At 73.2% G+C, this 21,780-nt stretch carries 24 protein-coding genes; 14 read left to right on the forward strand and 10 right to left on the reverse strand.

All coding sequences use genetic code 11. The annotated features are described in order from the left end of the window. Positions 1-59 precede the first annotated feature (59 nt). Together ACPZVR_RS19350 and ACPZVR_RS19355 are read left to right on the forward strand one after the other, a co-directional pair. A complete protein-coding gene (locus ACPZVR_RS19350) occupies positions 60-1,562 on the forward strand; it encodes a LicD family protein (protein ID WP_436701311.1) in 1,503 nt (500 codons plus the stop codon). Continuing rightward, complete coding sequence (locus ACPZVR_RS19355) at positions 1,559-1,783, forward strand: DUF6752 domain-containing protein (protein WP_436701312.1); 225 nt, start codon at positions 1,559-1,561, stop codon at positions 1,781-1,783. The genes ACPZVR_RS19350 and ACPZVR_RS19355 overlap by 4 nt, the downstream gene beginning before the upstream one ends. A gap of 72 nt (positions 1,784-1,855) precedes the next feature. Here the strand turns inward: ACPZVR_RS19355 and ACPZVR_RS19360 are convergent, their stop codons facing one another. From ACPZVR_RS19360 to ACPZVR_RS19370, 3 genes are all read right to left on the reverse strand, one after another. Next, complete coding sequence (locus tag ACPZVR_RS19360; RefSeq protein WP_436701313.1) at positions 1,856-2,698, reverse strand: DUF3097 domain-containing protein; 843 nt, start codon at positions 2,696-2,698, stop codon at positions 1,856-1,858. Between the two features lie 121 nt (positions 2,699-2,819). Next, on the reverse strand, positions 2,820-3,599 hold the full coding sequence (locus ACPZVR_RS19365; protein ID WP_436701314.1) for an MBL fold metallo-hydrolase: 780 nt from the start codon (positions 3,597-3,599) through the stop codon (positions 2,820-2,822). 55 nt (positions 3,600-3,654) lie between these two features. Next, on the reverse strand, positions 3,655-4,398 hold the full coding sequence (locus ACPZVR_RS19370; RefSeq protein ID WP_436701315.1) for a hypothetical protein: 744 nt from the start codon (positions 4,396-4,398) through the stop codon (positions 3,655-3,657). Between the two features lie 238 nt (positions 4,399-4,636). On the opposite strand from ACPZVR_RS19370, the gene hrcA reads away from it, so the two are divergent. Genes hrcA through ACPZVR_RS19385 form a run of 3 tightly spaced genes read left to right on the forward strand, consistent with a single transcriptional unit; the run spans position 4,637 to position 7,613 of the window. Then, positions 4,637-5,662, forward strand: a complete 1,026-nt coding sequence (hrcA, locus tag ACPZVR_RS19375) for a heat-inducible transcriptional repressor HrcA (protein WP_436701316.1) — start codon at positions 4,637-4,639, stop codon at positions 5,660-5,662. 13 nt (positions 5,663-5,675) lie between these two features. Then, complete coding sequence (gene dnaJ / locus ACPZVR_RS19380; protein WP_436701317.1) at positions 5,676-6,833, forward strand: molecular chaperone DnaJ; 1,158 nt, start codon at positions 5,676-5,678, stop codon at positions 6,831-6,833. A gap of 27 nt (positions 6,834-6,860) precedes the next feature. Continuing rightward, positions 6,861-7,613, forward strand: a complete 753-nt coding sequence (locus ACPZVR_RS19385) for a 16S rRNA (uracil(1498)-N(3))-methyltransferase (protein ID WP_436701318.1) — start codon at positions 6,861-6,863, stop codon at positions 7,611-7,613. A 65-nt stretch (positions 7,614-7,678) separates the two neighbouring features. Here ACPZVR_RS19385 and ACPZVR_RS19390 read toward each other — a convergent pair whose 3' ends face one another. Together ACPZVR_RS19390 and ACPZVR_RS19395 are read right to left on the reverse strand one after the other, a co-directional pair. Further along, entirely contained in the window at positions 7,679-8,731 is a 1,053-nt protein-coding gene (locus ACPZVR_RS19390) for a winged helix DNA-binding domain-containing protein (protein WP_436701319.1), read from the reverse strand. Further along, on the reverse strand, positions 8,728-9,648 hold the full coding sequence (locus tag ACPZVR_RS19395; protein WP_436701320.1) for a Gmad2 immunoglobulin-like domain-containing protein: 921 nt from the start codon (positions 9,646-9,648) through the stop codon (positions 8,728-8,730). The genes ACPZVR_RS19390 and ACPZVR_RS19395 overlap by 4 nt, the downstream gene beginning before the upstream one ends. Before the next feature lie 26 nt (positions 9,649-9,674). Between ACPZVR_RS19395 and ACPZVR_RS19400 the strand changes: the two genes are divergently transcribed. The 4 genes from ACPZVR_RS19400 (at position 9,675) to ACPZVR_RS19415 (ending at position 13,037) form a co-directional block, all read left to right on the forward strand. After that, complete coding sequence (locus ACPZVR_RS19400; protein ID WP_436701321.1) at positions 9,675-10,022, forward strand: HIT domain-containing protein; 348 nt, start codon at positions 9,675-9,677, stop codon at positions 10,020-10,022. Positions 10,023-10,214: 192 nt separating this feature from the next. Next, entirely contained in the window at positions 10,215-11,264 is a 1,050-nt protein-coding gene (locus ACPZVR_RS19405) for a PhoH family protein (RefSeq protein WP_436701322.1), read from the forward strand. Further along, complete coding sequence (gene ybeY, locus ACPZVR_RS19410) at positions 11,261-11,722, forward strand: rRNA maturation RNase YbeY (RefSeq protein ID WP_436701323.1); 462 nt, start codon at positions 11,261-11,263, stop codon at positions 11,720-11,722. Before ACPZVR_RS19405 ends, ybeY begins: the two co-directional genes overlap by 4 nt. A gap of 16 nt (positions 11,723-11,738) precedes the next feature. Then, the gene (locus tag ACPZVR_RS19415) at positions 11,739-13,037 is read left to right on the forward strand and encodes a hemolysin family protein (RefSeq protein ID WP_436701324.1); all 1,299 of its coding nucleotides are present in this window, start codon (positions 11,739-11,741) and stop codon (positions 13,035-13,037) included. 34 nt (positions 13,038-13,071) lie between these two features. On the opposite strand, the gene ACPZVR_RS19420 is transcribed toward ACPZVR_RS19415, so the two are convergent. Then, positions 13,072-14,004 carry an MBL fold metallo-hydrolase gene (locus ACPZVR_RS19420; protein WP_436701325.1) on the reverse strand — a complete coding sequence of 311 codons (933 nt, stop codon included), beginning with the start codon at positions 14,002-14,004 and terminating at the stop codon, positions 13,072-13,074. 1 nt (position 14,005) lies between these two features. Beyond that, the gene (locus ACPZVR_RS19425) at positions 14,006-14,293 is read right to left on the reverse strand and encodes a DUF1330 domain-containing protein (RefSeq protein ID WP_436701326.1); all 288 of its coding nucleotides are present in this window, start codon (positions 14,291-14,293) and stop codon (positions 14,006-14,008) included. Positions 14,294-14,339: 46 nt separating this feature from the next. On the opposite strand from ACPZVR_RS19425, the gene ACPZVR_RS19430 reads away from it, so the two are divergent. Beyond that, a complete protein-coding gene (locus ACPZVR_RS19430; protein ID WP_436701327.1) occupies positions 14,340-14,687 on the forward strand; it encodes a cytidine deaminase-like protein in 348 nt (115 codons plus the stop codon). A 51-nt stretch (positions 14,688-14,738) separates the two neighbouring features. Here the strand turns inward: ACPZVR_RS19430 and ACPZVR_RS19435 are convergent, their stop codons facing one another. Beyond that, positions 14,739-15,398: a CueP family metal-binding protein gene (locus tag ACPZVR_RS19435; RefSeq protein WP_436701328.1), complete on the reverse strand. Its 660-nt coding sequence runs from the start codon at positions 15,396-15,398 to the stop codon at positions 14,739-14,741. A gap of 311 nt (positions 15,399-15,709) precedes the next feature. Then, on the reverse strand, positions 15,710-16,213 hold the full coding sequence (locus tag ACPZVR_RS19440; protein WP_436701329.1) for a hypothetical protein: 504 nt from the start codon (positions 16,211-16,213) through the stop codon (positions 15,710-15,712). A 97-nt stretch (positions 16,214-16,310) separates the two neighbouring features. Here ACPZVR_RS19440 and ACPZVR_RS19445 point away from each other — a divergent pair, with 97 nt between their 5' ends. Genes ACPZVR_RS19445 through era form a run of 4 tightly spaced genes read left to right on the forward strand, consistent with a single transcriptional unit; the run spans position 16,311 to position 20,811 of the window. Next, complete coding sequence (locus ACPZVR_RS19445) at positions 16,311-17,675, forward strand: FAD-binding oxidoreductase (RefSeq protein WP_436701330.1); 1,365 nt, start codon at positions 16,311-16,313, stop codon at positions 17,673-17,675. Then, complete coding sequence (locus ACPZVR_RS19450) at positions 17,672-18,973, forward strand: class I SAM-dependent methyltransferase (RefSeq protein WP_436701331.1); 1,302 nt, start codon at positions 17,672-17,674, stop codon at positions 18,971-18,973. The genes ACPZVR_RS19445 and ACPZVR_RS19450 overlap by 4 nt, the downstream gene beginning before the upstream one ends. Before the next feature lie 24 nt (positions 18,974-18,997). After that, on the forward strand, positions 18,998-19,771 hold the full coding sequence (locus ACPZVR_RS19455; protein WP_436701332.1) for a siderophore-interacting protein: 774 nt from the start codon (positions 18,998-19,000) through the stop codon (positions 19,769-19,771). Then, positions 19,768-20,811, forward strand: coding sequence for a GTPase Era (era, locus tag ACPZVR_RS19460; protein WP_436701333.1), 1,044 nt, complete (start codon positions 19,768-19,770; stop codon positions 20,809-20,811). The genes ACPZVR_RS19455 and era overlap by 4 nt, the downstream gene beginning before the upstream one ends. 127 nt (positions 20,812-20,938) lie before the next feature. Here era and ACPZVR_RS19465 read toward each other — a convergent pair whose 3' ends face one another. Beyond that, positions 20,939-21,778: a septum formation family protein gene (locus ACPZVR_RS19465; RefSeq protein WP_436701334.1), complete on the reverse strand. Its 840-nt coding sequence runs from the start codon at positions 21,776-21,778 to the stop codon at positions 20,939-20,941. Positions 21,779-21,780 lie beyond the last annotated feature (2 nt).

The raw sequence follows: 21,780 nt of genomic DNA on the forward strand, positions 1-21,780 counted from the left end.
CCCCGTCGTCCGCTCCGCCATCCCGCGCGCCATCACGGCGGCCCCGGGGCGCGGTCGACGTGTCCGACGACGGCCTGCTCGTCCCGCCGGGCGTCCGGCCGCTCGTGGTCGAGATCGACGGCCACTACGTGTGGTCCCTGACCCCGGCGCGCGACGGCCGACCGAGCGCGGGCGGCGTCCTGGTGCCGTGGCCGACGGTGCTGCGGCCTCATCTGAGCGGTCGCGGCCGGGTCCGGGTGAGCGACGCGGCCGGCCGTGACGTCCTGTACGACGACGAGGTCCGCCTCGGCGCCGGCGAGGGCGTGCTCGCCGTGGTCGACGCGGCCGGTCACCGGCTCAGCGTCGACAAGGTCGGCCACCTCGCCCGCACCTTCGCCGCCACCGACGAGGCGGTGCGCGACGAGATCCTCGCGGGGACCCGCCGCGCCGTCGACGACCTGCGTGAGCACGCCGGCGTGGCGGCGTACCTCAACTACGGGGCGCTGCTGGGCGCCGTGCGCGAGGGGCGGATGCTCGCCCACGACTCCGACACCGATCTGTGCTACCTGTCGGCGCACGCGTCCCCGGCGGACATCGTGACGGAGTCATACCGGATCACCCGGGCGATGCGCGGCCGGGGCTGGCGCGTGCTGCGGATGTCCGGCGGCGACGTCAAGCTCCTGCTGCCGCTGTCCGACGGCCGGGTCTGCCACATCGACGTGTTCGCGGCGTTCCACGTCGGCGCCACCTTCTTCCAGCTCGGCAACCGCAGCGGTCGGCTGCCGCGTTCGGCGATCGAGCCGTTCTCGACGATCACGCTGCACGGACACGAGTTCCCGGCCCCGCGTGACCCCGAGGCGATGCTCGCGTTCCTCTACGGGCCGCACTGGCGCACGCCCGACCCGTCCTTCAAGTACGCCGACCCGCCGGCCGGCGTCCGACGCCTCGACGGATGGCTACGGGGCTTCCGCACCGACATGGGACGCTGGACCGAGCTCTACAACGGCCCGCGGCGCGCCGCGATCCCGCGCGGCCCGTCGGCGTTCGCGCGATGGGTGGAGCCACAGCTCGGCGACCTCCCCGTGCTGGACATCGGCGCGGGCACCGGGCGCGACGCCCTGTGGTTCGCACGCGCCGGGCGTCGTACCGGTGCCGTCGACTTCTCCCGCGGCAGCCTCGGCGTGATCCGCCGCCGGGCCCGCCGCTCGCGGCGCGCGATCGAGGTCGACCAGCTGATCCTCGGCGAGCTCCGCTCCACGCTCCTGCACGGCACCCGACTGGCCCGCGATCCGCACCATCTCTACGCCCGCCACCTCGTCGACCATCTCGACCCGGCCGCGCTGGGCCAGCTCTGGCTGCTCGCCCGGATGGCATTGCGCCCCGGCGGCGGACGGCTGTTCCTGGAGTTCGCGGTCACGCCCACCGCGTCGCCGGTCGCCGTTCGCGCGGCCATCGAGTCCGCCGGCGGTCGCGTCGAGCGCCTGACGACCGGCCGCGGCGAGGACATGTTCGACCTTCCGGTGCCGGAGGTGTGCCGGATCCGTGCCGCCTGGCGGGCGGCTGAGCGTGAGGAGCTGCGATGACGACGACCGAGCTGGCCCGCCGGGTGCGCTCCCGGATCCGTGAGCGGGGCACGCTGCGTGAGCGGGTGCGGGCGCTGGAGGCCGAGGTGCAGGAGAACCGGCAGCTCAACCGGCGTATCGCCGAGCTCACCGATGTCGTCGCCGAGCTGCTGATCCCGCTGGACGCCCGCGATCAGGCGCGGGTCGACGAGGTGCTGGATCGGTTCCGGGCCGGCCTGTGAGCATGCGGTTTGGTCCCAAACCGCAGGAAATCGGCCCGGATCGTTGCGGTTTGGGACCAAACCGCGCCCTGGTCAGACCAGTGTCACGAAATCGATGAGCTCCTCGACCCGCCCGAGCAGCGCGGGGTCGAGGTCCTGGAAGCCGCGGACGCCTCCCAGGATGTGCTTCCACGCGCGGGCGATGTCGGCCTGGTCGCGATGCGGCCAGCCGAGCTGCTGACAGGTGCCCTTCTTCCAGTCGATGCCCTTGGGCACCGTCGGCCACGCCTCGAACCCGAGCCGCTGGGGCATGACCGCCTGCCAGATGTCGATGAACGGGTGGCCCACGATCAGGACGTCCTTGCCGACGGGCGATCGCATGATGTTCTGCGCGATCCGGCTCTCCTTGGAGCCGGGGACCAGGTGGTCGACCAGCACGCCGACGCGGCGGTTGGGCGCGGGCTTGAAGTCGCGCAGATGGTCGGCGAGGTCGTCGACGCCGCCGAGGTACTCCACGACCACGCCCTCGATCCGCAGGTCGTCGCCCCAGACCTTCTCGACGAGCTCGGCGTCGTGGCGGCCCTCGACGAAGATCCGGCTGGCCCGCGCCACCCGCGCCTTCGCGTCGTGCACGGCGATCGACCCGCTCGCCGTACGCGTCGGCTTCGCAGGAGCCGTCCTGGTGACCGGAGCCGTGAGGATCACGGGCCGGCCCTCGAGCAGGAACCCGGTCCCGAGCGGGAACGTGCGCCGCTTGCTCCGCCGGTCCTCGAGGGTCACCGTGTCGAGGTCGCGGTCGACGGCGACGATCTCGCCGCACCAGTCGGTCGTGACCTCCTCGACCACCAGCCCGAGGTCGGCGGGGGTCTCCACGGCGTGGCCCCGCTTCGGGACCTTCCAGTCGCCGGCCAGTACGTCGGTCCCGTAGCGATCCACGACGGACCACCCTACGGACCCGCGACCGGGTCTGCGCACGCTGACACACCGTCGTACGGACGATTCGGTCGTGGATTCGGCCGATGTGGAGCCGATCTGTCCGGTACGACGCCGGGGCGGGTCAGGCGAGCGGCAGCTGACGCCGGGCGCGGGGCACCTGGGCGTACCCGCGGGCGATCGCGTGGTGCAGCGCCTCGGCGGGGAAGGGCCACTCCGCCGCCGCGTAGGCATCCGCCTCCGGCACCCCGCGGGTGGCCAGGTCGCGGATGGTCTCGGCCACCGCGCGCAGGTCGTCGCACTGCTGCTCGACGAAGCGCCGGTCCACGACGCCGCCGTGGCCGGGCACCACCACCGAGCCGGGTGTGAGCAGGCCGAGCACGAGGTCGAGCGACTGCGGCCAGTCCAGCGGCCACGAGTCGGCTCCGAGGGAGGGCGGCGCGGACTCCTCCACGAGGTCGCCCACGAGCAGCACGTCGGCGTCCGGGACGCGGACGACGAGGTCGCCGGCGGTGTGACCGCGTCCGGGATGGACCAGCTCCACCTGCCGGTCGCCGAGGTCGATCACCGCCGCGCTGGAGAAGGTGCGGTCGGCTGGCGGTGCCGCCGGATCGGTTCGCGCCGCGGCCTCCTCGGTCGCGTGCACCGGCGGGTCGTCGTACCGCTCCCGGAAGGTGGCGTTGCCGAGGACGTGGTCGAAGTGGTCGTGGGTGTTGACCACGGCGACGACCGCCCCCGCCCGGAGATCGCCGATCGCCGCGATCGCGGCCCGGGCCTCCGCGGCGCTGGACAGCGTGTCGACCACCACGAGACCGCGCTCACCGCCGACGACGGTCAGGTTGACGTCGTACGACGGGACGCGGCGCACCCAGACCCGGTCCGCTACCTCGGTGAAAGCCGGCACGGGGTCAGGGTACGGGGGTCGGCCGGCGCGCGGGTGCCGGTCGCCCCGGCCGATCTCAGCACAGCCCGGCGTGCAGCTCCGTGCGCAGCAGGTCACCCAGCTCGGCCGCGGACGCGGCGGGGCGAGGGAAGCGCAGCTGCGCGCTGTGGGCGCCGGTGAGGTCGACCCAGTGGAGGGTGACGCCGGCGGCGTGCAGGTCGGCCAGCTGGACGCCGACCACCTCCCCGAGCCGGGTGTGGGTCATCGAGGAGACGGCGCGGCGGAGCTCGTCTTGGTGACAGAGGTTGGCGTGCTCGGTCGAGCGCTGGAGGAAGCCGCGGTTGAGGTCGTGCTCGGTGTCGGCGAAGGCGCCGAGGGGCACCCGGACACGCGTCTCGTCGGGCGCGTGCTCCGGGGCGCTCGCACGGGAGAGAAGGGCGAAGTCGAGGTGGATGCCGACCCGCATCCGGACCTCGTCGCAGCACTCGCACTGCTCCAGTCCGAGCGCCTCGAGACGCCCGGAGAGGGTCAGCGTCGCGTCGCGGTCGGCCGAGCCCGGCGCCCCCAGGCCGCTGGTCAGGGTCAGCAGGGCGCCCCGCCGGTCGGTGGCCGCGGTGGCGAGCGCCGAGTCGGCGGGACAGGAGAGAAGCGGCCGGCCGCCGTGGTCCTGCATCTCCAGGCCGGCCGGGTCGAGGCCGCCGGCGATGGTGTCGGGGTCGTCGATGCCGTCCACGACCAGCTGGACCTCCGCGGGACAGGCCAGGATGCTGCGCGCCGCGGCGGCGATGCGTCGTACGTCGAGACCGGGGTCGACCGTCATGACCTCTCCTTCGCCCGGACCTGGTCCGGGCTCCTCCAGAAGTTTAGGTGAGCCTAACCTACTTGATCGCGGCGCGGTGCGGAAGGGCGGCCTCCCCTGGTAGGGGCGCAGCGTGCGCGGCGCGGGGCACGCGGCACGGAAGGCGGCGGTCGCGGGCGCGGGCGCTAGGATTGGCACTCACGGCGACGGAGTGCCAGATCCGGCCGTGCCCGCCCGAGACGACAGCCAGGAGGTGGCCATGCAGGAGGACCGCAGGCTCGCCGTACTCCGCGCGATCGTCGAGGACTACGTGGCGACCGAGGAGCCGGTCGGGTCGAAGGCGCTGGTCGAGCGCCACCACCTCAACGTGTCGCCGGCGACGATCCGCAACGACATGGCGGCGCTCGAGGAGGAGGGCTACCTCCATCAGCCCCACACGAGTGCCGGGCGGGTGCCGACCGACAAGGGCTACCGGCTCTTCGTCGACCGGCTCTCGACGGTCAAGCCGACCTCGTCGGCCGAGCGTCGCGCCATCGCCGGCTTCCTCGAGGGGGCCGTCGACCTCGACGACGTCGTGCACCGCTCGGTGCGCCTGCTCGCCCAGCTGACCCGTCAGGTCGCCGTGGTGCAGTACCCCACGCTGTCGCGCTCCACGGTGCGCCACATCGAGGTCGTCGCGCTGACGCCGACGCGGTTGCTGCTGGTGCTGATCCTCAGCTCCGGCCGGGTCGAGCAGCGCCTCGTCGAGCTCGACGCCGACATCGGCGACGACGAGCTCGGCACCCTGCGCTCCCGGATCAACCTCGCCGCGACCGGAGAGGTGATCGCCGACGCCGTCGCCGCGCTCCACGCACTCGTCCCCGACGGCGAGGGAGCCGAGCCGGCGACCCCGCCGACGGTCGCCGTCGTCGAGACCCTCGTCGAGGCGATGAGCGACCACCGCTCCGACGAGCGCGTCGTGGTCGGCGGCACCGCCAACCTGGCCCGCTTCGGCGACAGCTTCGAGACCTCGATCCGACCCCTGCTCGAGGCGTTGGAGGAGCAGGTCGTGCTCCTTAAGCTGCTCGGCGAGGCCACCAGCGGCGGCGCGGTCACGGTGCGGATCGGCGCCGAGGGGCCGATCCAGGAGCTGGCCTCGACCAGCGTCGTCGCCACCGGCTACGGCCCCGACGACGCGCTCGCGGCGCTCGGGATCGTCGGCCCCACCCGCATGGACTACCCCGGAACGATGGCGGCGGTGCGCGCCGTGGCGCGCTACGTCTCCCGCATCCTCGACGAGAGCTGAGAGAGCACATCACGTGAGTCAGGACCCCTACGAGCTGCTCGGCGTCGGCCGCGACGCCGACGCCGACACCATCAAGAAGGCGTACCGCAAGCTCGCTCGCCAGCTGCACCCGGACGTCAACCCCGACCCGGAGAGCCAGGAGCGGTTCAAGCAGGTCACCGCCGCCTACGAGGTGCTGTCCGACCCCGACAAGCGGGCCGCCTACGACCGCGGCGGCGACCCGTTCGGCGGCGGCTTCGGCGGTCAGGGCGCGGGCTTCTCGTTCACCGACATCATGGACGCCTTCTTCGGCGGCAACGCCGGTGCGGGCGCCGGACGCGGGCCGCGGCCACGGATGCGGCGCGGCCAGGACGCGCTCATCCGGATCGAGGTCGAGCTGGCCGAGGCCGCCTTCGGCGTGTCCCGCGAGCTCAAGGTCGACACCGCCGTGCGCTGCACGACCTGCGGCGGCGAGGGCGCCGCGCCCGGCAGCCACCCCGTGCCCTGCGAGTCCTGCCGTGGAGCGGGTGAGGTCGCCCACGTGCAGCGCTCCTTCCTCGGCGAGATCCGCACCCTGCGGCCCTGTGCCGCCTGCCGCGGCTTCGGCACCGTGATCCCCGACCCGTGCCGTGAGTGCGCGGGCGACGGCCGGGTCCGCTCGCGGCGCACCCTCACCGTCAAGATCCCGGCCGGCGTCGACAACGGCACCCGCGTGCAGCTCAGCGAGCAGGGCGAGGTCGGGCCCGGCGGCGGTCCCGCCGGCGACCTGTACGTCGAGATCCACGTCGCGCCGCACGAGGTCTTCGAGCGGCACGGCAACGACCTGCACTGTGCCGTGACGGTGCCGATGACCGCCGCCGCCCTCGGGACGACGATCGAGCTGCCCACCCTCGAGGCCGACCTCCCGGCCAGCGAGGACGTCGAGCGCTCCTTCGACCTCCAGGTCCCGCCCGGCACCCAGTCCGGCCACCAGGTCGTGCTCCGCGGCCGCGGCGTCCCCGGCCTGCGCGGCGGCCGGGGCGACCTCGCCGTCACGATCGCCGTCGACACCCCGACCCGGCTCGACCCGCGCCAGGAGGAGCTGCTGCGCGAGCTCGCCGCGATCCGCGGCGAGGAGCGGCCGACCGGGGACGTGCGGCCCGCCCACAAGTCGGTCTTCGGCCGCCTCCGCGACGCCTTCACCGCCCACTGACCGCCGATTCCCAACGACTCCCGAACGATGACCCTCCCGCAGCACCTGGTGCCGGCGCTCGACGAGGTGCGGGTCGGCGACGCCGTCACCGTCGAGGGCGACGAGGCGCACCACGCGGTCGTCGTACGCCGGCTGCGGGTGGGGGAGCGGCTCCTGCTCGCCGACGGGCGGGGGCGGGTCGCGACCGGTGAGGTCGCCGCCACCGCGAAGCGCGCGTTCACCGTCACGGTGACCGCCGTGGACGACCAGCCGGAGCCCCGGCCCTCGGTGACGGTCGTGCAGGCGCTGCCCAAGGGCGACCGCGGCGAGCTCGCCGTCGAGGTGCTCACCGAGATCGGCGTCGCCCGGATCGTCCCGTGGGCGGCCACCCGCAGCGTCGCGGTCTGGAAGGGCGAACGGGCCGCGAAGGCACACGCCAAGTGGCAGGCCACGGCCCGCGAGGCCGCCAAACAGGCCCGCCGGTCCTGGCACCCCGAGGTGCTGCCCCTGGCGGACACGAACGAGGTCGCCGCCCTCGTGGCGGGAGTCGACGTCGCCGTCGTACTCCACGAGGACGCCACCGAGCCGCTGGCCGCCCTCGCCCTCCCGGCGGACGGCGACCTCCTCGTGGTGGTCGGGCCCGAGGGCGGACTCACCGACGACGAGGTGAGCGGGTTCGTCGCGGCCGGCGCGGTGTCCGTCCGGCTCGGGGCCGAGGTGCTGCGGACCTCGACCGCCGGCGTCGCCGCCGTCGCCGCGCTGCTCTCGCGCACCCCGCGCTGGGGTGGTCTGACCACCTAGCGATTGGGCACAAACCGCACGCCAACCGGCCGGAATTGCGCGGTTTGGTCCCAAACCGCATCACCTCAGCGGGCCAGCAGAGCCTCGACCCGGGCGATCTCCTCGTCGAGCTCGGCCTGTTCGGACCGGGTCAGGTCCCGCACCATCTCGACGAGCACGACCCGACCCTCCTCGGCCCGCCACAGGCCGGCGAACCAGCCGTCCACGTGGACCGACATCGCCTGCGCACCGTTGACGCCCATCCACAGCCGCCGGTGCCCGGGATCCATCACCCGGTCGCGGGCGGCGTGGGAGAGCCAGAGGTTGTCGTAGGTGCCGAAGAGGCGGACCGGTGCCGCCGCGTCCTCGTCGGCGAGCGGGGCACCAGCGACGTCGTAGAGCGGGCGGCCGTCCTCGTCCTCGTGCACCTCGAGGTCGTCCATCGACTTCACCACCGGTCCGAGTCGGGTGATGCCGGACCAGGCGGTGACGTCGGCGGCGGTGCCCGGTCCGTAGGCGCGCAGGTAGCGGCGGACGATGTCGGGGACGTCGGGCTCGGCCAGGGGCAGGCCCGTCCAGCGTGCGGCGAAGTCGTAGGCGACCGCGGTCGATCCGGCCGGCTTCCAGCAGCCACGCGGGGGCAGCTGCGCCAGCACCTCGAGCAGCCGGGCGACACCACCGAGCTGCGTCGCCGCGTGCGTGGGGAAGCGCTCCGCCAGCGCCGCCGCGAGCTGTCGCTGGGGGAGTGGGCCGTCGGCCAGGACCTCGCGCACGGCCGCGGCGAACGCGACCCGGTCGACGGTCCGGGCCTCACCGATGGTCTGGCTCGCCCTCATCTCCCGCTCGCGCACGGGAGCCGCCCACACCGGCAGCGTGACGGCATCGGCGGGCAGGTGCAGGTGCACGGTGTCGCGCAGGCTCAGTACGCGCACCAGCGAGGCGTCCTCGATCGCCGCGCTCACGGCGTACGGGTCGAGCTCGGTGAGGCGCGCCGCCAGGGAGAGGTACGGCGGCAGCGGCTCCTGTGCCTGGAGGCCGATCAGGTGCCCCACCATGGCGGCGGGCGACATCGCCGCCCGCTCGAGGAGGTGCTGGCGCAGCAGCAGGGTCCGGTTCAGCCGGCGGCGGGAGAGCCTCACCGGACCGAGATCCGCTTCGTGTCCTCCGTCGGTCCGCCGCCCTCGCCGCCCGAGGGGTCGTCGGTCCGGGCGACGAAGGTGTAGTTCCCGGCGGGCAGGCTGCTCACGTCGACCTCCGCCGACCACGGGTAGAGGCGCTCGATCCAGCCCTCGGCGGTGGCGAATCCCTCCAGGACGACGGAGCCGGCGGCGTCCTGCACCTCCCAGGGAACCGTCGCCTCGAAGGAGCTGGCCATGCCGGTCGCGGTGAGGGTGTCGTCGACCTCGGCTCCGTCGGCCGGGGCGGTGACGTTGACCGACGCGAGCACGTCGAGCTCGGCAGCCGCCCGGACGCCGCTCGGTACGCCGAGGTAGCTGACCTCCTCGCCGTCGAGGAAGAAGTCGACCCGCGCCCCGGTGCGAGCGCTCGGGTCGGCGGCCGCCGCGCCCCGCACGGAGTTGAGGGTCCACACGATCTGCTGGACCGCGAGGCGAGCCTCGCGGCGGCTCATCCCGGCGGGGCGCTCGGTCCAGGACGCGTCCGTGAGCTCGACGCCGAAGGTGCCGTCCGCGTCGATCCCGTCGAAGCTGAAGTCCGGCTCGATGCTGCCGGTCGGCATCAGCGTGCGGTAGTCGGGATCGAGCGGGCCGTCGAGCAGGAGCCGGAGCGGGTCGTCGGACCCGACGCGGTCGTGCGGCTCGCCGTACAGGGCGCTGCTCCGGGGCGTGTCGCCCACGTAGTAGGCCACGACCGACAAGTCGCCCTCCGGCTCGTCGCTCGCGCCGGGGGTGTCGGACGCGACGGGGGAGGTCGACGGGGTGAGCGAGGGTGTCTCCTCGGCGTCCGGCTCGGAGTCGTCGCCGCAGGCGGCGAGCAGCGACGCCGTCGCGGCGAGGGCGGCGACGAGGAGGTGCGGACGGCGGGGGCGGGTACGCATCCGCCGATGGTGGCATGGTTGTCCCCGTGACTGCCGCACCCGACTGCCTGTTCTGCAAGATCGTCGCGGGGGAGATCCCCGCCGAGGTCGTCCACGAGTCCGCGCGCACGCTCGCCTTCCGCGACATCAACCCGCAGGCGCCGCTGCACGTCCTCGTGGTCCCGCGCGACCACGAGCCCAACGCGGCCGCCTCGGCCGAGGCCGATGCCGCGATGTTCGCCGAGATCGCCACGTCCGCGCGCGCCGTCGCCGCCGGCGAGGGGTACGACGACTACCGGTTGGTGTTCAACACCGGTGCCGGCGTCGGGCAGACCGTCTTCCACACCCACGGCCACGTGCTCGCCGGCCGCCCGATGGGCTGGCCTCCCGGATGAGGGTGACATAACGCGAACTGGGACGAGGAAACTCATGCTGGGACGAGGAAGCTTCCTCGTCCCAGCATGAGTTTCACCGGCCGGCCGGTGAAACTCACGCACCCCCGCAAACCGGTGGGCGCCACGAGCCCCCGCCCCGTAGCATGGAGGTGCCGCATCGTCGTACCTGAAAGGCCGCCCGTCCGGGCATCCATGACCGACTCACCCACCACCGTCACCGCCGCCACGCAGGCCGCCCCCGCCCGCCACACCGTGGTGGTGCCCAACAGCATCGACATGGTCACGCTGTTCGGCCCGGGCGACGAGCACCTCGGCATCATCGAGAAGCGGTTCGGCGTCGAGGTCCACGTCCGAGGCAACCGGATCACCCTGGCCGGCGACGTCCACGAGATCGAGCTCGCCGAGAAGCTGATCGACGAGCTCGTCGCGATCCTGCGCACCGGCCAGGGCATCACGCCCGAGGTCGTCGAGCGCGTCGAGGCGATGCTGCGCGTGCAGACCGCCACCTCGGAGCGGCCGGCCGACATCCTCTCGCTCAACATCCTGAGCAACCGGGGCCGCTCGATCCGCCCCAAGACGCTCAACCAGAAGCGCTACGTCGAGACCATCGACCAGCACACCATCACCTTCGGCATCGGGCCGGCCGGCACGGGCAAGACCTACCTCGCCATGGCGAAGGCCGTGCAGGCGCTGCAGGCCAAGCAGGTCAACCGGATCATCCTCACCCGGCCGGCGGTCGAGGCAGGTGAGCGGCTGGGCTACCTCCCCGGCACGCTGAGCGAGAAGATCGACCCCTACCTGCGCCCGCTCTACGACGCGCTGCACGACATGCTCGACCCCGAGTCGATCCCCAAGCTGCTCGCCGCCGGCACGATCGAGGTCGCGCCCCTGGCCTACATGCGCGGACGCAGCCTCAACGACTCCTTCATCATCCTCGACGAGGCGCAGAACACCACGCCCGAGCAGATGAAGATGTTCCTGACCCGGCTCGGCTTCGGCTCCAAGATCGTGGTGACCGGCGACGTGACCCAGGTCGACCTGCCCTCGGGCACCAACTCCGGACTGCGGGTCGTGGAGACGATCCTCGACGGCGTCGAGGACCTCGCCTTCGTCCGGCTGACCAGCCACGACGTCGTCCGGCACCAGTTGGTCGGCCGGATCGTCGCGGCCTACGACGAGTTCGACGCCAGGTCGGAGAAGCAGAAGGCGGCCCGCCGGGCGGCGAAGAAGGGCGAGCAGTGACCATCGAGATCCTCGACGAGTCCGGCAGCGGGCTCGACGTCAAGCACTTCTCGCGGCTGGCGCGGTTCGTCATGGACCAGATGCGGGTCCACCCCCTCGCCGAGCTGTGCATCAAGGCGGTCGACGAGGACACGATCGCCGAGCTCAACGAGAAGTGGATGGAGAAGGAGGGCCCGACCGACGTGCTCGCCTTCCCCATGGACGAGCTGCGCCCGGGGCTGGTGACCGAGGAGCCCGAGGAGGGTGTGCTCGGCGACCTCGTGCTCTGCCCGGCGGTCGCCGAGCGCCAGGGAGCGACGGCCGGTCACGGCACGCTCGCCGAGCTGGAGCTGCTCACCACCCACGGCATCCTCCATCTCCTCGGCTACGACCACGCCGAGCCGGAGGAGCACAAGGTGATGTTCGGCCTCCAGGACCAGCTCCTGGCCCAGTGGCGCGCCCACCTGGCCGCGTCCTGACGCCGGAGCAGCGGGGATGATCGCCGACAGTCTGTGGCCGCTGGGTGCAGCGGCCGTTCTCGTGGTGCTCTCGGGGCTGTTCGCCGCGGCGGACGCCGCGCTGGCGGGCTTCTCGCGGGCCCGCGCGCAGGAGATGGTGGGCGAGGGGCGCGCCGGCGCGCCGCGCCTGGTCGTCCTGCTCGAGGACGCCCCTCGTCACCTCAACACCGCGCTGCTGCTGCAGCTGCTGTGCGAGATCGCGGCGATCGTCGTCGTGACCCTGTACGTCGACGACCGGCTCGACGCCTCCTGGTGGGTCCGCGCCGGCGTGGCTCTCGGCGTGATGCTGGTTGTGTCGTTCGTCGTGATCGGCGTCGCGCCGCGCACCGTCGGCAAGCAGCACGCCGAGACCGTCGCGATCTGGTGCGCCTGGCCGCTGTCCGCGCTGACGACGGTGCTCGGCCCCCTCCCGCGGCTGCTGATCCTCGTCGGCAACGCGATCACCCCGGGACGCGGGTTCCGCGAGGGGCCGTTCCAGACCGAGACCGAGCTGCGCGAGCTGGTCGACATCGCCGAGGCCACCGAGCTCATCGAGGCCGACGAGCGGAAGATGATCCACTCCGTCTTCGAGCTCGGCGACACCACCGTGCGGGAGGTGATGGTCCCGCGCGGCGACGTCGTCTACATCGAGCACCACAAGAACCTGCGCCAGACGATGTCGCTGTTCCTGCGTTCGGGCTTCTCCCGGGTGCCCGTGGTCGGCGAGAACCTCGACGACGTGCTCGGCATGGCCTACCTCAAGGACGTGGTGCGCCGGGACTTCGAGGCGCCGGACGTCGAGCTCACCCAGAAGGTCGAGGAGGTCATGCGCCCGGCCGTCTGGGTGCCGGAGTCGAAGCCGGTCGACGACCTCCTGCGCGAGATGCAGCTGCGCCGCCTCCACGTCGCCATCGTCGTCGACGAGTACGGCGGCACGGCGGGGCTGATCACGATCGAGGACCTCCTCGAGGAGATCGTCGGCGAGATCACCGACGAGTACGACGAGGCGGAGGTCGAGGTGGAGCGGCTCGGCGACGGCCGCGACGACGAGGTCCGGGTCTCGTCGCGCTATCCGGTCGACGACCTCGACGAGATCTTCGGCTTCGCGATCGAGGAGGAGGACGTCGACTCCGTCGGCGGCCTGCTCGCCAAGCACCTCGGCCGGGTACCGATCCCGGGCTCGGTCGTCGAGGCGCACGGCCTGCGCTTCGAGGCGGAGCAGGCGGCCGGTCGCCGCAACAAGATCGGCACCGTGCTGATCTCCCGGGCCGCCCAGGCCGAGCCCGCCGACGACTGACGGCTCCGGGCCCCGCCGGCGGTCGCTCAGCCGCTCAGCCGAGCAGCGCCCAGGGGTTCTCCCGGCGCCACACGGTCGGGAAGTGCAGGCCGACGCCCTGGCGCTCGGCGAGCGGCGCGAGCACCGCCATCGTGGCGTCGAGGTCGTCGCCGAGGTAGGGCAGGGCGCGCAGCGGACGGTCGAGCGGCCGGAAGAAGTCGTCCCAGTGGATGAGGACGACCTGGCGCGCTCCCACGGTCTCGACGGTCTCGGCCCAGTACTGCCGGACGTAGCCCGGGTCCTGGACGCCGAGCTGTCCGACGCCGAGGTAGGCGACCTCGGCCCGCCGGCCGGCGAGGGCGCCGGGCCGGAAGCCGGCGCTGCCCTGGACCAGCGCCGTGCGTCCGCTGTCGTGCTCGAGGAGGATCGACCAGGCCTCCCCGCACTGGTACGCCGTGGTGCGCACCGGCGGGACGACGGGAGCCGTGATCATCCCCGGGTAGCGGTCGGGCGGGCAGTGCTCGCCCTCGATCCAGGTCAGGGTGAACCCGCCGGCCCGGACCGGCTCGCCGGGGACGACGACGCCGATCCGGTCCTCGGGCAGTCCGCCACCCCGGCCGATCTGCGCGGCCGAGGAGCCTCCGAGCAGCCGGGCGCCAGTCCGGCCGGCGACGACCGCCGAGTCCAGGGCGTGGTCGTAGTGGGTGTGCACCGGCGTGACGACGTCGAGCCGGTCGATCCCGGCGCGGCTGAGGACGCGCGCGATCCGTGCCTCGTCGGGCGCGATCCGGCCCAGGGCGACCCGCGCGAGCGCGGGCCTGCTGAAGAACCCGTCGGTCAGCACGGCCGACGCACCGTCCTCGATCAGCAGGCTGGCGACGCCGAGGAAGGTGACCCCCACGCCGTCGCTCGCCTGCGGGACGCCGAACCGCCCGGCGTACCGCCCGAGGTCCGGCCGCCCGAGCCGCGGTCGCAGGCCGAGCGCCATGTCAGGCGCCGGGGACGATCCGGATGTCGCGCTCGGCACCGTCGCCGAGAGCGGCCAGCGCCTCCTGGTAGGCCGGGGAGTCGTGGGCCGCGCGCGCCGCTTCGACGCTGTCGAACTCGATGAGCACGGCGCGCTCCGCCAAGCCGGCCTCGTAGACCTGCTCGGGCAGGCCGCGGGCGAGGAAGCGCCCTCCGGCCGCGGTGAGAGCGGGCAGCGCGAGGGCCGCGTAGGCCGCCATCCGCTCGGTGTCGGTGACGGCGCGGTAGCTGCTGATCCAGTAGGCGGGCATGGCCCCATCCTGCCGGACCGTCCGGGAGGACTGAGAGGATGGACCCATGTCCGACCTGTCCGCCGAGGACCAGAAGCTCGTCACCCTCGCCCGCGCCACGCGGGCCCGGATCCGCGCCGCGGAGGGCGCGGCCGTCCGCGACACCGACGGCCGCACGTACGCCGCCGCCACGGTCGAGCTGCCGTCCCTGCGGCTGACCGCGGTCCAGGCCGTCGTCGCCATGGCCGTCGCGTCGGGCTCGACCGGCGTGGACGCCTGCGTGCTGCTCGGCGACGCGCAGGACCTCACGGAGCCGGACGCGGCCGTGCTGGCCGACTTCGCCGGCGCCGCGGGCGTCGTGATCCACCTGGGCGACGCCCGCGGCACCATCGCCGCCACGCTCACCCGGCCCTGAGCCGGACCCGGACCCGCACCTGCCCCACCGGCCCGGGCCCGGATCGCTCGCTCAGACCATCCGCAGCGTGGTGATGCACGTCGGGTCGTCCGCGCCCACCGTGGAGACCGGTGCGCTGCCGGAGCGACCGTCGGAGGAGACCGTGAGGGTCGCCGCGATCCCGCGCGGCACCCACAGGCCGGTGAAGCCGTTGTCGAACGTCCGCCGTCGCTCGTCGAGCAGCACCCGACCGTCGTCGCGGGTGAGCGTCACCCGGACCTCGGCGCCGGGAAGCTCGCCGAGACAGGTCGTCAGGCTGTGGAAGTGGCACTCGTGCGTCCGCTCGCGATACGGCGCCACGGAGACGTAGACCCGGTCCTCGGGCATCGGCATCCGGGCCTCGCGGCCCGCGCCGTCGGTCAGGACCAGGCTGTCCGGCCGCACGGAGGCGATCAGGTCCCCGGGGCGCTCGGCGACCGGCATCGCGTCGAGCCGATCGACCACCTGCATGGTGTCGAGACCGGACAGGCCGTGCTCGGCGAGGAGATCGGCGACCGTGGCGCCGCCGCCCGGTGAGCCGGCGGCCCCGCCGGACGGGGAGGAGCCGGTCGGCCCGGTCGAGGGCGCGGGGTCGTCGGCACCGCATCCGGCGAGGGCGGGCGTCGAGGCGAGTGCGGCGACGGCGGCGGCGACCAGGAGGCGCGTGCGCGAGAGGTGGGGGGAGTGGGTCATCGGGGTTCCTTCAGGGTGCGTCGGAGTCCATGGATCGGGACCGGCGTCGGTGCCGGGGCAGGCGCTGCCCCGGCACCGATCGCCCTCAGGTCAGCGGCTGGCGGCCAGGAGGCCGGGCATCGCGTCGTCCTCGGACGAGCAGCCGGCCAGGAACAGGGCGGCGGTCAGGGCCAGGGCAGCAGGCGCTGCCGTACGTCGCTTCATGGTGTGTGTCTCTCCTCTGTGCACGTCGCTGGGCGCGGGTCCGGACGGCACCGCGCACGGGTGGAGGGGTCAGCCACCCCGCGTGGAGACGCGGCGGTGGCCGTCCCTCACGTGCGACTGACGCAGAGGACGTGCAGGGACGGCGCGCGGGGCTCCGCCCGTTCGAGGAGGCGCACCGGTGCGGCACGCCGCGGCCCGGCGCGGCGCCACCGGAACCGCAGCCGTGGCGGCACGAGCACGAGGAGGACCAGCAGGAGCGCGAGGGTGCACATGACCGCCATGCCCGGGGAGCCGTCCGACCCGCAGCCGACGCAGGCCTCGGTCCCGACGACCCGACGACCGTCCCCGATCTCCTGGCCGACCTCGTGGCCGACCTCGTGGCCGACCTCGTGGCCGACCTCGTGGCCGACCGCGTGACCGCCCGCGTGACCGGCGGCGGGCGAGGCCGCGGCGAGCGGGGCGGCGTGCGCGGCGGCGGTGCCGTGCAGGCCCACGGTGTGCATGGTCACCAGGCCGACGACGACGGCGCCGGCCAGCAGACCGCCCAGCAGCAGGCACCGGACGGCGGCCCACGGGCCCCGCTCGGATCGTGCCGCCGTCAGGACCTCCACCCGGCCCAGTCTACGGACGGCCGGGACACGCGATCGCGACCGAGGGCCTGGCGACCCCTGCGGGCGACTGTCCCCGGAGAGGAGTAGATTCGGAATCATGGCAAACCCTCCCTGGGAGGAGCACGAACGGGCCGTGCAGCGGCTCGCCGCCTCCTACGCGGCCATTCCCGCCGGTCAGCCCGTGCGCCTCGCGAAGCGCACGACCAACCTGTTCCGTGCACGCACCGCCACGGACGCGCCCGGACTCGACGTCAGCGGCCTGTCCGGCGTGATCGAGGTGCTGCCCGACAGTCCGGACGGCCCGGTCGCCGAGGTGCAGGGCATGTGCACCTACGAGCATCTCGTCGACGCGACGCTGCCCCACGGCCTCGTGCCGTACGTCGTGCCGCAGCTGCGCACGATCACCCTCGGTGGCGCCGTGACCGGTCTGGGGATCGAGTCGACCAGCTTCCGACTCGGCCTCCCGCACGAGTCGGTGCTCGAGATGGACGTGTTCACCGGCAGCGGGCAGGTCGTCACCACCCGCCCCGGCGACGACCTCTTCGACGCCTTCCCCAACTCCTACGGCTCTCTCGGCTACGCCACCCGGCTGCGGATCAAGCTCGCCGCCGTGCCGCCGTACGTCGCGCTGCGCCATCTGCGGATGGACGACGCCGACCTCCTCGCCAAGACGATCGCCGAGATCACCGCCACCCAGGAGTACGACGGCGAGCCGGTCCACGGACTCGACGGCGTCTCGTTCGGCCCCGGCGAGCACGTGCTGACCCTCGCCCGCTGGACCGACGAGCCGGGGCCCACCTCCGACTACGCCGGACAGCAGATCTACTACCGGTCGCTGCAGACCTGTGACCGTGACCGGCTGACCTTCCACGACTACCTGTGGCGCTGGGACACCGACTGGTTCTGGTGCTCGGGCGCCTTCGGCGCGCAGAACCCCCGGATCCGCCGGCTTTGGCCGCGCCGCTACCGCCGCTCCGACGTCTACATGCGGATGCTGCACCTCGACCGCCGCTTCGGCATCGCCGACCGCCTCGACCGCAGGGCCGGTCGCCCGCTGCGCGAGCGGGTCGTGCAGGACATCGAGGTCCCCGTCGAGCGGCTGGGGGAGTTCCTCGCCTGGTTCGACGAGGAGATCGGGATGCGGCCGGTGTGGATGTGCCCGCTGGCGACCACGCGCGCGTGGCCGCTCTACCCGCTCGAGACCGGCCGCACCTACGTCAACGTGGGCTTCTGGGGCACCGTCCATGTCGGCCCCGACGCCCCCGACGGGCCGCGCAACCGGGCGATCGAGGCGAAGGTCCACGAGCTCGGCGGTCACAAGTCGCTCTACTCCGACGCCTACTACGACAAGGACACCTTCGACGCGCTCTACAACACCGCCCGGCTCGAGGCGGTCAAGCGCGTCCACGATCCCGATGACCGACTGACGACCCTCTACGACAAGGCGGTGCGAAGCCGATGACAGTCCAGACAGGCAAGGGCATCGCGCCCACGATCGCCTCCCTTTTCCCGGGTGGCCTGCCGCTGTGGCTCAAGGCCTACGACGGCTCGGTGGCCGGCGACCAGTCCCAGCCCTACGGCGTCGAGCTGGTCAGCGAGCGGGGACTCTCCTACATCATGACCGCGCCCGGCGACCTCGGTCTCGCGCGGGCCTACGTCGCCGGCGACCTGGTCCTGCACGGCGCCCACCCGGGCGACCCGTACGCCGCCTTCTCGCTCCTCAAGGACCACACCGACTTCGGGATCCCCGGGCCGCTGGAGCTGGTCGGGGTGCTGCGCTCGCTCGGCCTGAGTCACCTCATCCCGCCCGCACCGCCACCGCAGGAGCACCTGCCGGCCTGGCGGCACCGGCTGGAGGGCCTGCGCTCGCTGCGGTGGTGGGGACGCCACTCGCAGGAGCGCGACGCCGACGCGATCCACCACCACTACGACGTCTCGAACACCTTCTACGAGCACGTCCTCGGTCCGTCGATGACCTACACCTGCGCGGTCTTCCCGACCGAGGAGGCCACGCTCGAGGAGGCCCAGGACTACAAGTACGACCTGGTCTGCCGCAAGCTCGGCCTGCAGCCCGGTCAGCGCCTGCTCGACATCGGCTGCGGCTGGGGCGGCATGGTGCGTCACGCCGCGAAGCACTACGGCGTTCAGGTGCTCGGCGTGACCCTCTCCCGGGAGCAGGCGACCTGGGCCCAGGAGGAGATCAAGCGGCAGGGCCTCGACGACCTCGCCGAGGTGCGCCACGCCGACTACCGCGAGGTCGCCGAGCGCGACTTCGACGCCGTCAGCTCCATCGGGCTGACCGAGCACATCGGCGTCGCGAACTACCCGGCGTACTTCGGGTTCATCCGCGACAGGCTCAGGCCGCAGGGCCGGATGCTCAACCACTGCATCACCCGTCACGACAACGTCGACCGGCGCACCGGTGCCTTCATCGACCGCTACGTCTTCCCCGACGGCGAGCTCGCCGGCTCCGGCACCATCGTCGAGGCCGTCGAGGACGCCGGACTCGAGGTCCAGCACCACGAGAACTTCCGGGTCCACTACGCCCGGACGCTCGCGGGCTGGTGCCGGAACCTCGCCGACAACTGGGACGCCTGCGTCGCGGAGACCGACGAGGGCACCGCCCGGGTGTGGGGTCTGTACATGGCGGGCTCGCGGATCGCGTTCGAGCGCAACGAGATCCAGCTCCACCACGTGCTGGCGACGCGGAGCGACGACGGCGTCAGCGGGTACCCCCTGCGGCACGACTTCGGTGTCTGAGCCGAGCCTCGATAGCCTGGGTCGGTGAGCACCCGGGCCCAGCAGTACGACGCCACGGTCCGCGCCCGCGAGCGGCTGACGCCGCACCTGGTGCGGCTGACGCTCGACGTACCCGGCTTCGTGTCGACCGGGATCGCCGACGAGTGGGTCGGCCTGGTCGTGCCCGGCCAGTTCCAGAGCCGCTACTACACCGTGCGCTCCTTCGAGTCCGGACAGATGGTGCTCGACGTGGTCGTGCACGAGGTCGGCCTGGTCACCGAGTGGGCGTCGGGTGGTCCCGTCGGCCAGCAGGTGGTCCTCACCGAGGCCAAGGGCTCCTTCCTGCCGCCCGACGAAGCGCGCTGGCTGCTCCTGGTCGGCGACCTGACGGCGCTGCCCGCGATGGCGCGGATCGCGGCCGAGCATGCCGAGCGGCTGCCGGTCCGGATCCACGCCGAGGTGCCGGACGACTCCCGGATCGACGGCTACTTCCCGCCCTCGGCCGACGTCACCTGGCTCCCGCTCGGCGCCGCGAGCCGGCTCGCCGAGGTCGTCGAGGAGATCGACTGGCCCGACGGCGAGGGCTACTTCTGGATGGCCGGCGAGTCGGCCCAGATGCGGGCGATCCGCAAGCACCTCATGCGGGAGCGGAGGCTGCCGAGCACCCACTACGACGTCATGGGCTACTGGCGGGCGGTCGCGAAGCGTCAGCCGCGCGCCGTCGACCCCGGCCCCATCTGGCGGGCGGGCAAGGCCGCCGGGAAGTCCGACGAGGAGATCTGGGCCGACTACGACGCCGCCCGGGAGGCGCAGGGATGAACGAGCACGACGACGTCGACACCGACGAGTTCGACACCGACGAGTTCGACGACGACGAGTTCGACGAGGACTTCGGGGCCCTGCCGCCCCCGGCCGTGCCGGTCTTCGCCTCGGGCGAGGTCCCCGAGGGCCACCGCAGCGGCTTCGCCTGCTTCGTCGGGCGTCCCAACGTCGGCAAGTCCACGCTGACCAACGCGCTGGTCGGGCAGAAGATCGTGATCACGTCCGACAAGCCGCAGACCACGCGCACCGTCGTGCGCGGCATCGTGCACCGCCCCGACGGTCAGCTGGTCCTCGTCGACACCCCCGGCCTGCATCGCCCGCGCACGCTGCTGGGGGAGCGGCTCAACGACCTGGTCAAGACCACGTGGGCCGAGGTCGACGTCGTGGCGGTGTGCTTCCCGGCCGACGAGAAGATCGGTCCCGGTGACCGGTTCCTGGTCACCGAGCTGGCCAAGGTGCGGCGGACCACGAAGATCGCCGTCGCCACCAAGACCGACCTCGCCGGACCGGACCGGATCGCGGAGCACCTGCTCGACATCGCCGAGCTGGGGCGCGAGACCGGCACCGAGTGGGCCGAGATCGTGCCGGTGTCGTCGGTCGGCGGAGACCAGATCGGCCTGCTCGGCGACCTGCTCGTCGGCCTGATGCCCGAGGGGCCGCCGCTCTACCCCGACGGCGACCTGACCGACGCCCCCGAGGAGATCCTCGCCGCCGAGCTGATCCGCGAGGCCGCCCTCGACGGCGTCCGCGACGAGCTTCCCCACTCCATCGCCGTCGTCGTCGAGGAGATGGGCCTGCGCGAGGGCCGCCCCGACGACAAGCCGCTGCTCGACATCCACGCCAACCTGTACGTCGAGCGCGACTCCCAGAAGGGCATCATGATCGGTCGCAAGGGCGCCCGGCTCCGTCAGGTCGGCACCGCCGCCCGCCAGCAGATCGAGGCCCTCCTCGGCACCCCCGTCTACCTCGACCTGCACGTCAAGATCGCCAAGGACTGGCAGCGCGACCCGCGCCAGCTGCGCAAGCTGGGCTTCTGACCGATCCGGAGCGTTTGAACGCGCCGGGTCGGCGCCCTCAGCAGGTTCAGATGCGCCGGGTCGGCGCCCTCAGCAGGTTCAGACGCGCCGGGTCGGTGAGACGCGCAGGACGCTCGCGCAGGACAGCTCAGTCGGCCGTCCAGCAGCGGCCGAACTTCTGGCCCATCGCCCACTGCTCCTTCGTCGGCCACTCGTAGCCCCACTTGAAGGTCAGCGGGTCCTCGGCGACATCGGCCGCGGCGTCCTCACAGCGGGTCCGGCCGGCGGCGCGGACCTCCTTCACACCGGGATAGTCGTCGCCCTCGAAGGCGACGACCTGGATGGCGCGCCACGAGTGCTTCGCCGAGCAGCGCACGCGCTCGAAGTCCGGGGCGTCGGGGGCGGCGGTGCCGCACATGGCGTACCGGTCGGGCACGGCCGGCGCGTCGAGCACGCCCTTGAGGTCGCCGTCGAGATCGGCGAGCTTCGCGGCACCGTCGAGGAGTACGGCGTCGCAGCGGTACCAGGAGGCTCCGGCGTCGGACTCCTCCACGGTCGGGGTGAACCAGATGGAGCGGATCATCGACAGGCGGAGGTTGGCCAGTGTCCCGCCGACGTGCTCGAGCAGCCGGTTCGGGCAGGCGGCGGAGACCTGGGCCTGCACGCGATCGGAGTCGACGGCGAGCAGGTGACCGTCGACCACGGCGTCGATCGCGCCGGTCGCGAACGTCACGCTGGTGTGGGGCTGCGAGCAGTCGACGGCCTCGACGGTCGAGGTCGGGGCGACGGCGGCGTCGTAGGGCAGCGCGTAGCAGGCGCCGGCGGCCGGCCCGGGCTCGGGCTCGGTCGCGGTGGTCTGGGTCGACGGGGCCTCCGCGGGCGGCTGCTCCTTCTCGTCACTCCCTCCGCCGCAGGCGGCGAGTCCGGTGAGGGCCAGCAGGGCCGCGGCCACGACCCCCGCCCGCCGGAGCGGGTTGCGGTGGCTCATGT

It is taken from the genome of Nocardioides segetis (genome assembly GCF_051390595.1).
Lineage (GTDB): Bacteria > Actinomycetota > Actinomycetes > Propionibacteriales > Nocardioidaceae > Nocardioides.

What these genes read in the sequence shown, in the direction of transcription:
- ACPZVR_RS19355 (WP_436701312.1), top strand. Translation starts at nt 1,559, where the DNA reads ATGACGACGACCGAGCTGGCCCGCCGGGTGCGCTCCCGGATCCGTGAG.
- ACPZVR_RS19370 (WP_436701315.1), bottom strand. Translation starts at nt 4,398, where the DNA reads ATGACGGTCGACCCCGGTCTCGACGTACGACGCATCGCCGCCGCGGCG.
- hrcA (WP_436701316.1), top strand. Translation starts at nt 4,637, where the DNA reads ATGCAGGAGGACCGCAGGCTCGCCGTACTCCGCGCGATCGTCGAGGAC.
- ACPZVR_RS19385 (WP_436701318.1), top strand. Translation starts at nt 6,861, where the DNA reads ATGACCCTCCCGCAGCACCTGGTGCCGGCGCTCGACGAGGTGCGGGTC.
- ACPZVR_RS19395 (WP_436701320.1), bottom strand. Translation starts at nt 9,648, where the DNA reads ATGCGTACCCGCCCCCGCCGTCCGCACCTCCTCGTCGCCGCCCTCGCC.
- ACPZVR_RS19405 (WP_436701322.1), top strand. Translation starts at nt 10,215, where the DNA reads ATGACCGACTCACCCACCACCGTCACCGCCGCCACGCAGGCCGCCCCC.
- ACPZVR_RS19415 (WP_436701324.1), top strand. Translation starts at nt 11,739, where the DNA reads ATGATCGCCGACAGTCTGTGGCCGCTGGGTGCAGCGGCCGTTCTCGTG.
- ACPZVR_RS19420 (WP_436701325.1), bottom strand. Translation starts at nt 14,004, where the DNA reads ATGGCGCTCGGCCTGCGACCGCGGCTCGGGCGGCCGGACCTCGGGCGG.
- ACPZVR_RS19425 (WP_436701326.1), bottom strand. Translation starts at nt 14,293, where the DNA reads ATGCCCGCCTACTGGATCAGCAGCTACCGCGCCGTCACCGACACCGAG.
- ACPZVR_RS19430 (WP_436701327.1), top strand. Translation starts at nt 14,340, where the DNA reads ATGTCCGACCTGTCCGCCGAGGACCAGAAGCTCGTCACCCTCGCCCGC.
- ACPZVR_RS19435 (WP_436701328.1), bottom strand. Translation starts at nt 15,398, where the DNA reads ATGACCCACTCCCCCCACCTCTCGCGCACGCGCCTCCTGGTCGCCGCC.
- ACPZVR_RS19445 (WP_436701330.1), top strand. Translation starts at nt 16,311, where the DNA reads ATGGCAAACCCTCCCTGGGAGGAGCACGAACGGGCCGTGCAGCGGCTC.
- ACPZVR_RS19450 (WP_436701331.1), top strand. Translation starts at nt 17,672, where the DNA reads ATGACAGTCCAGACAGGCAAGGGCATCGCGCCCACGATCGCCTCCCTT.
- era (WP_436701333.1), top strand. Translation starts at nt 19,768, where the DNA reads ATGAACGAGCACGACGACGTCGACACCGACGAGTTCGACACCGACGAG.
- ACPZVR_RS19465 (WP_436701334.1), bottom strand. Translation starts at nt 21,778, where the DNA reads ATGAGCCACCGCAACCCGCTCCGGCGGGCGGGGGTCGTGGCCGCGGCC.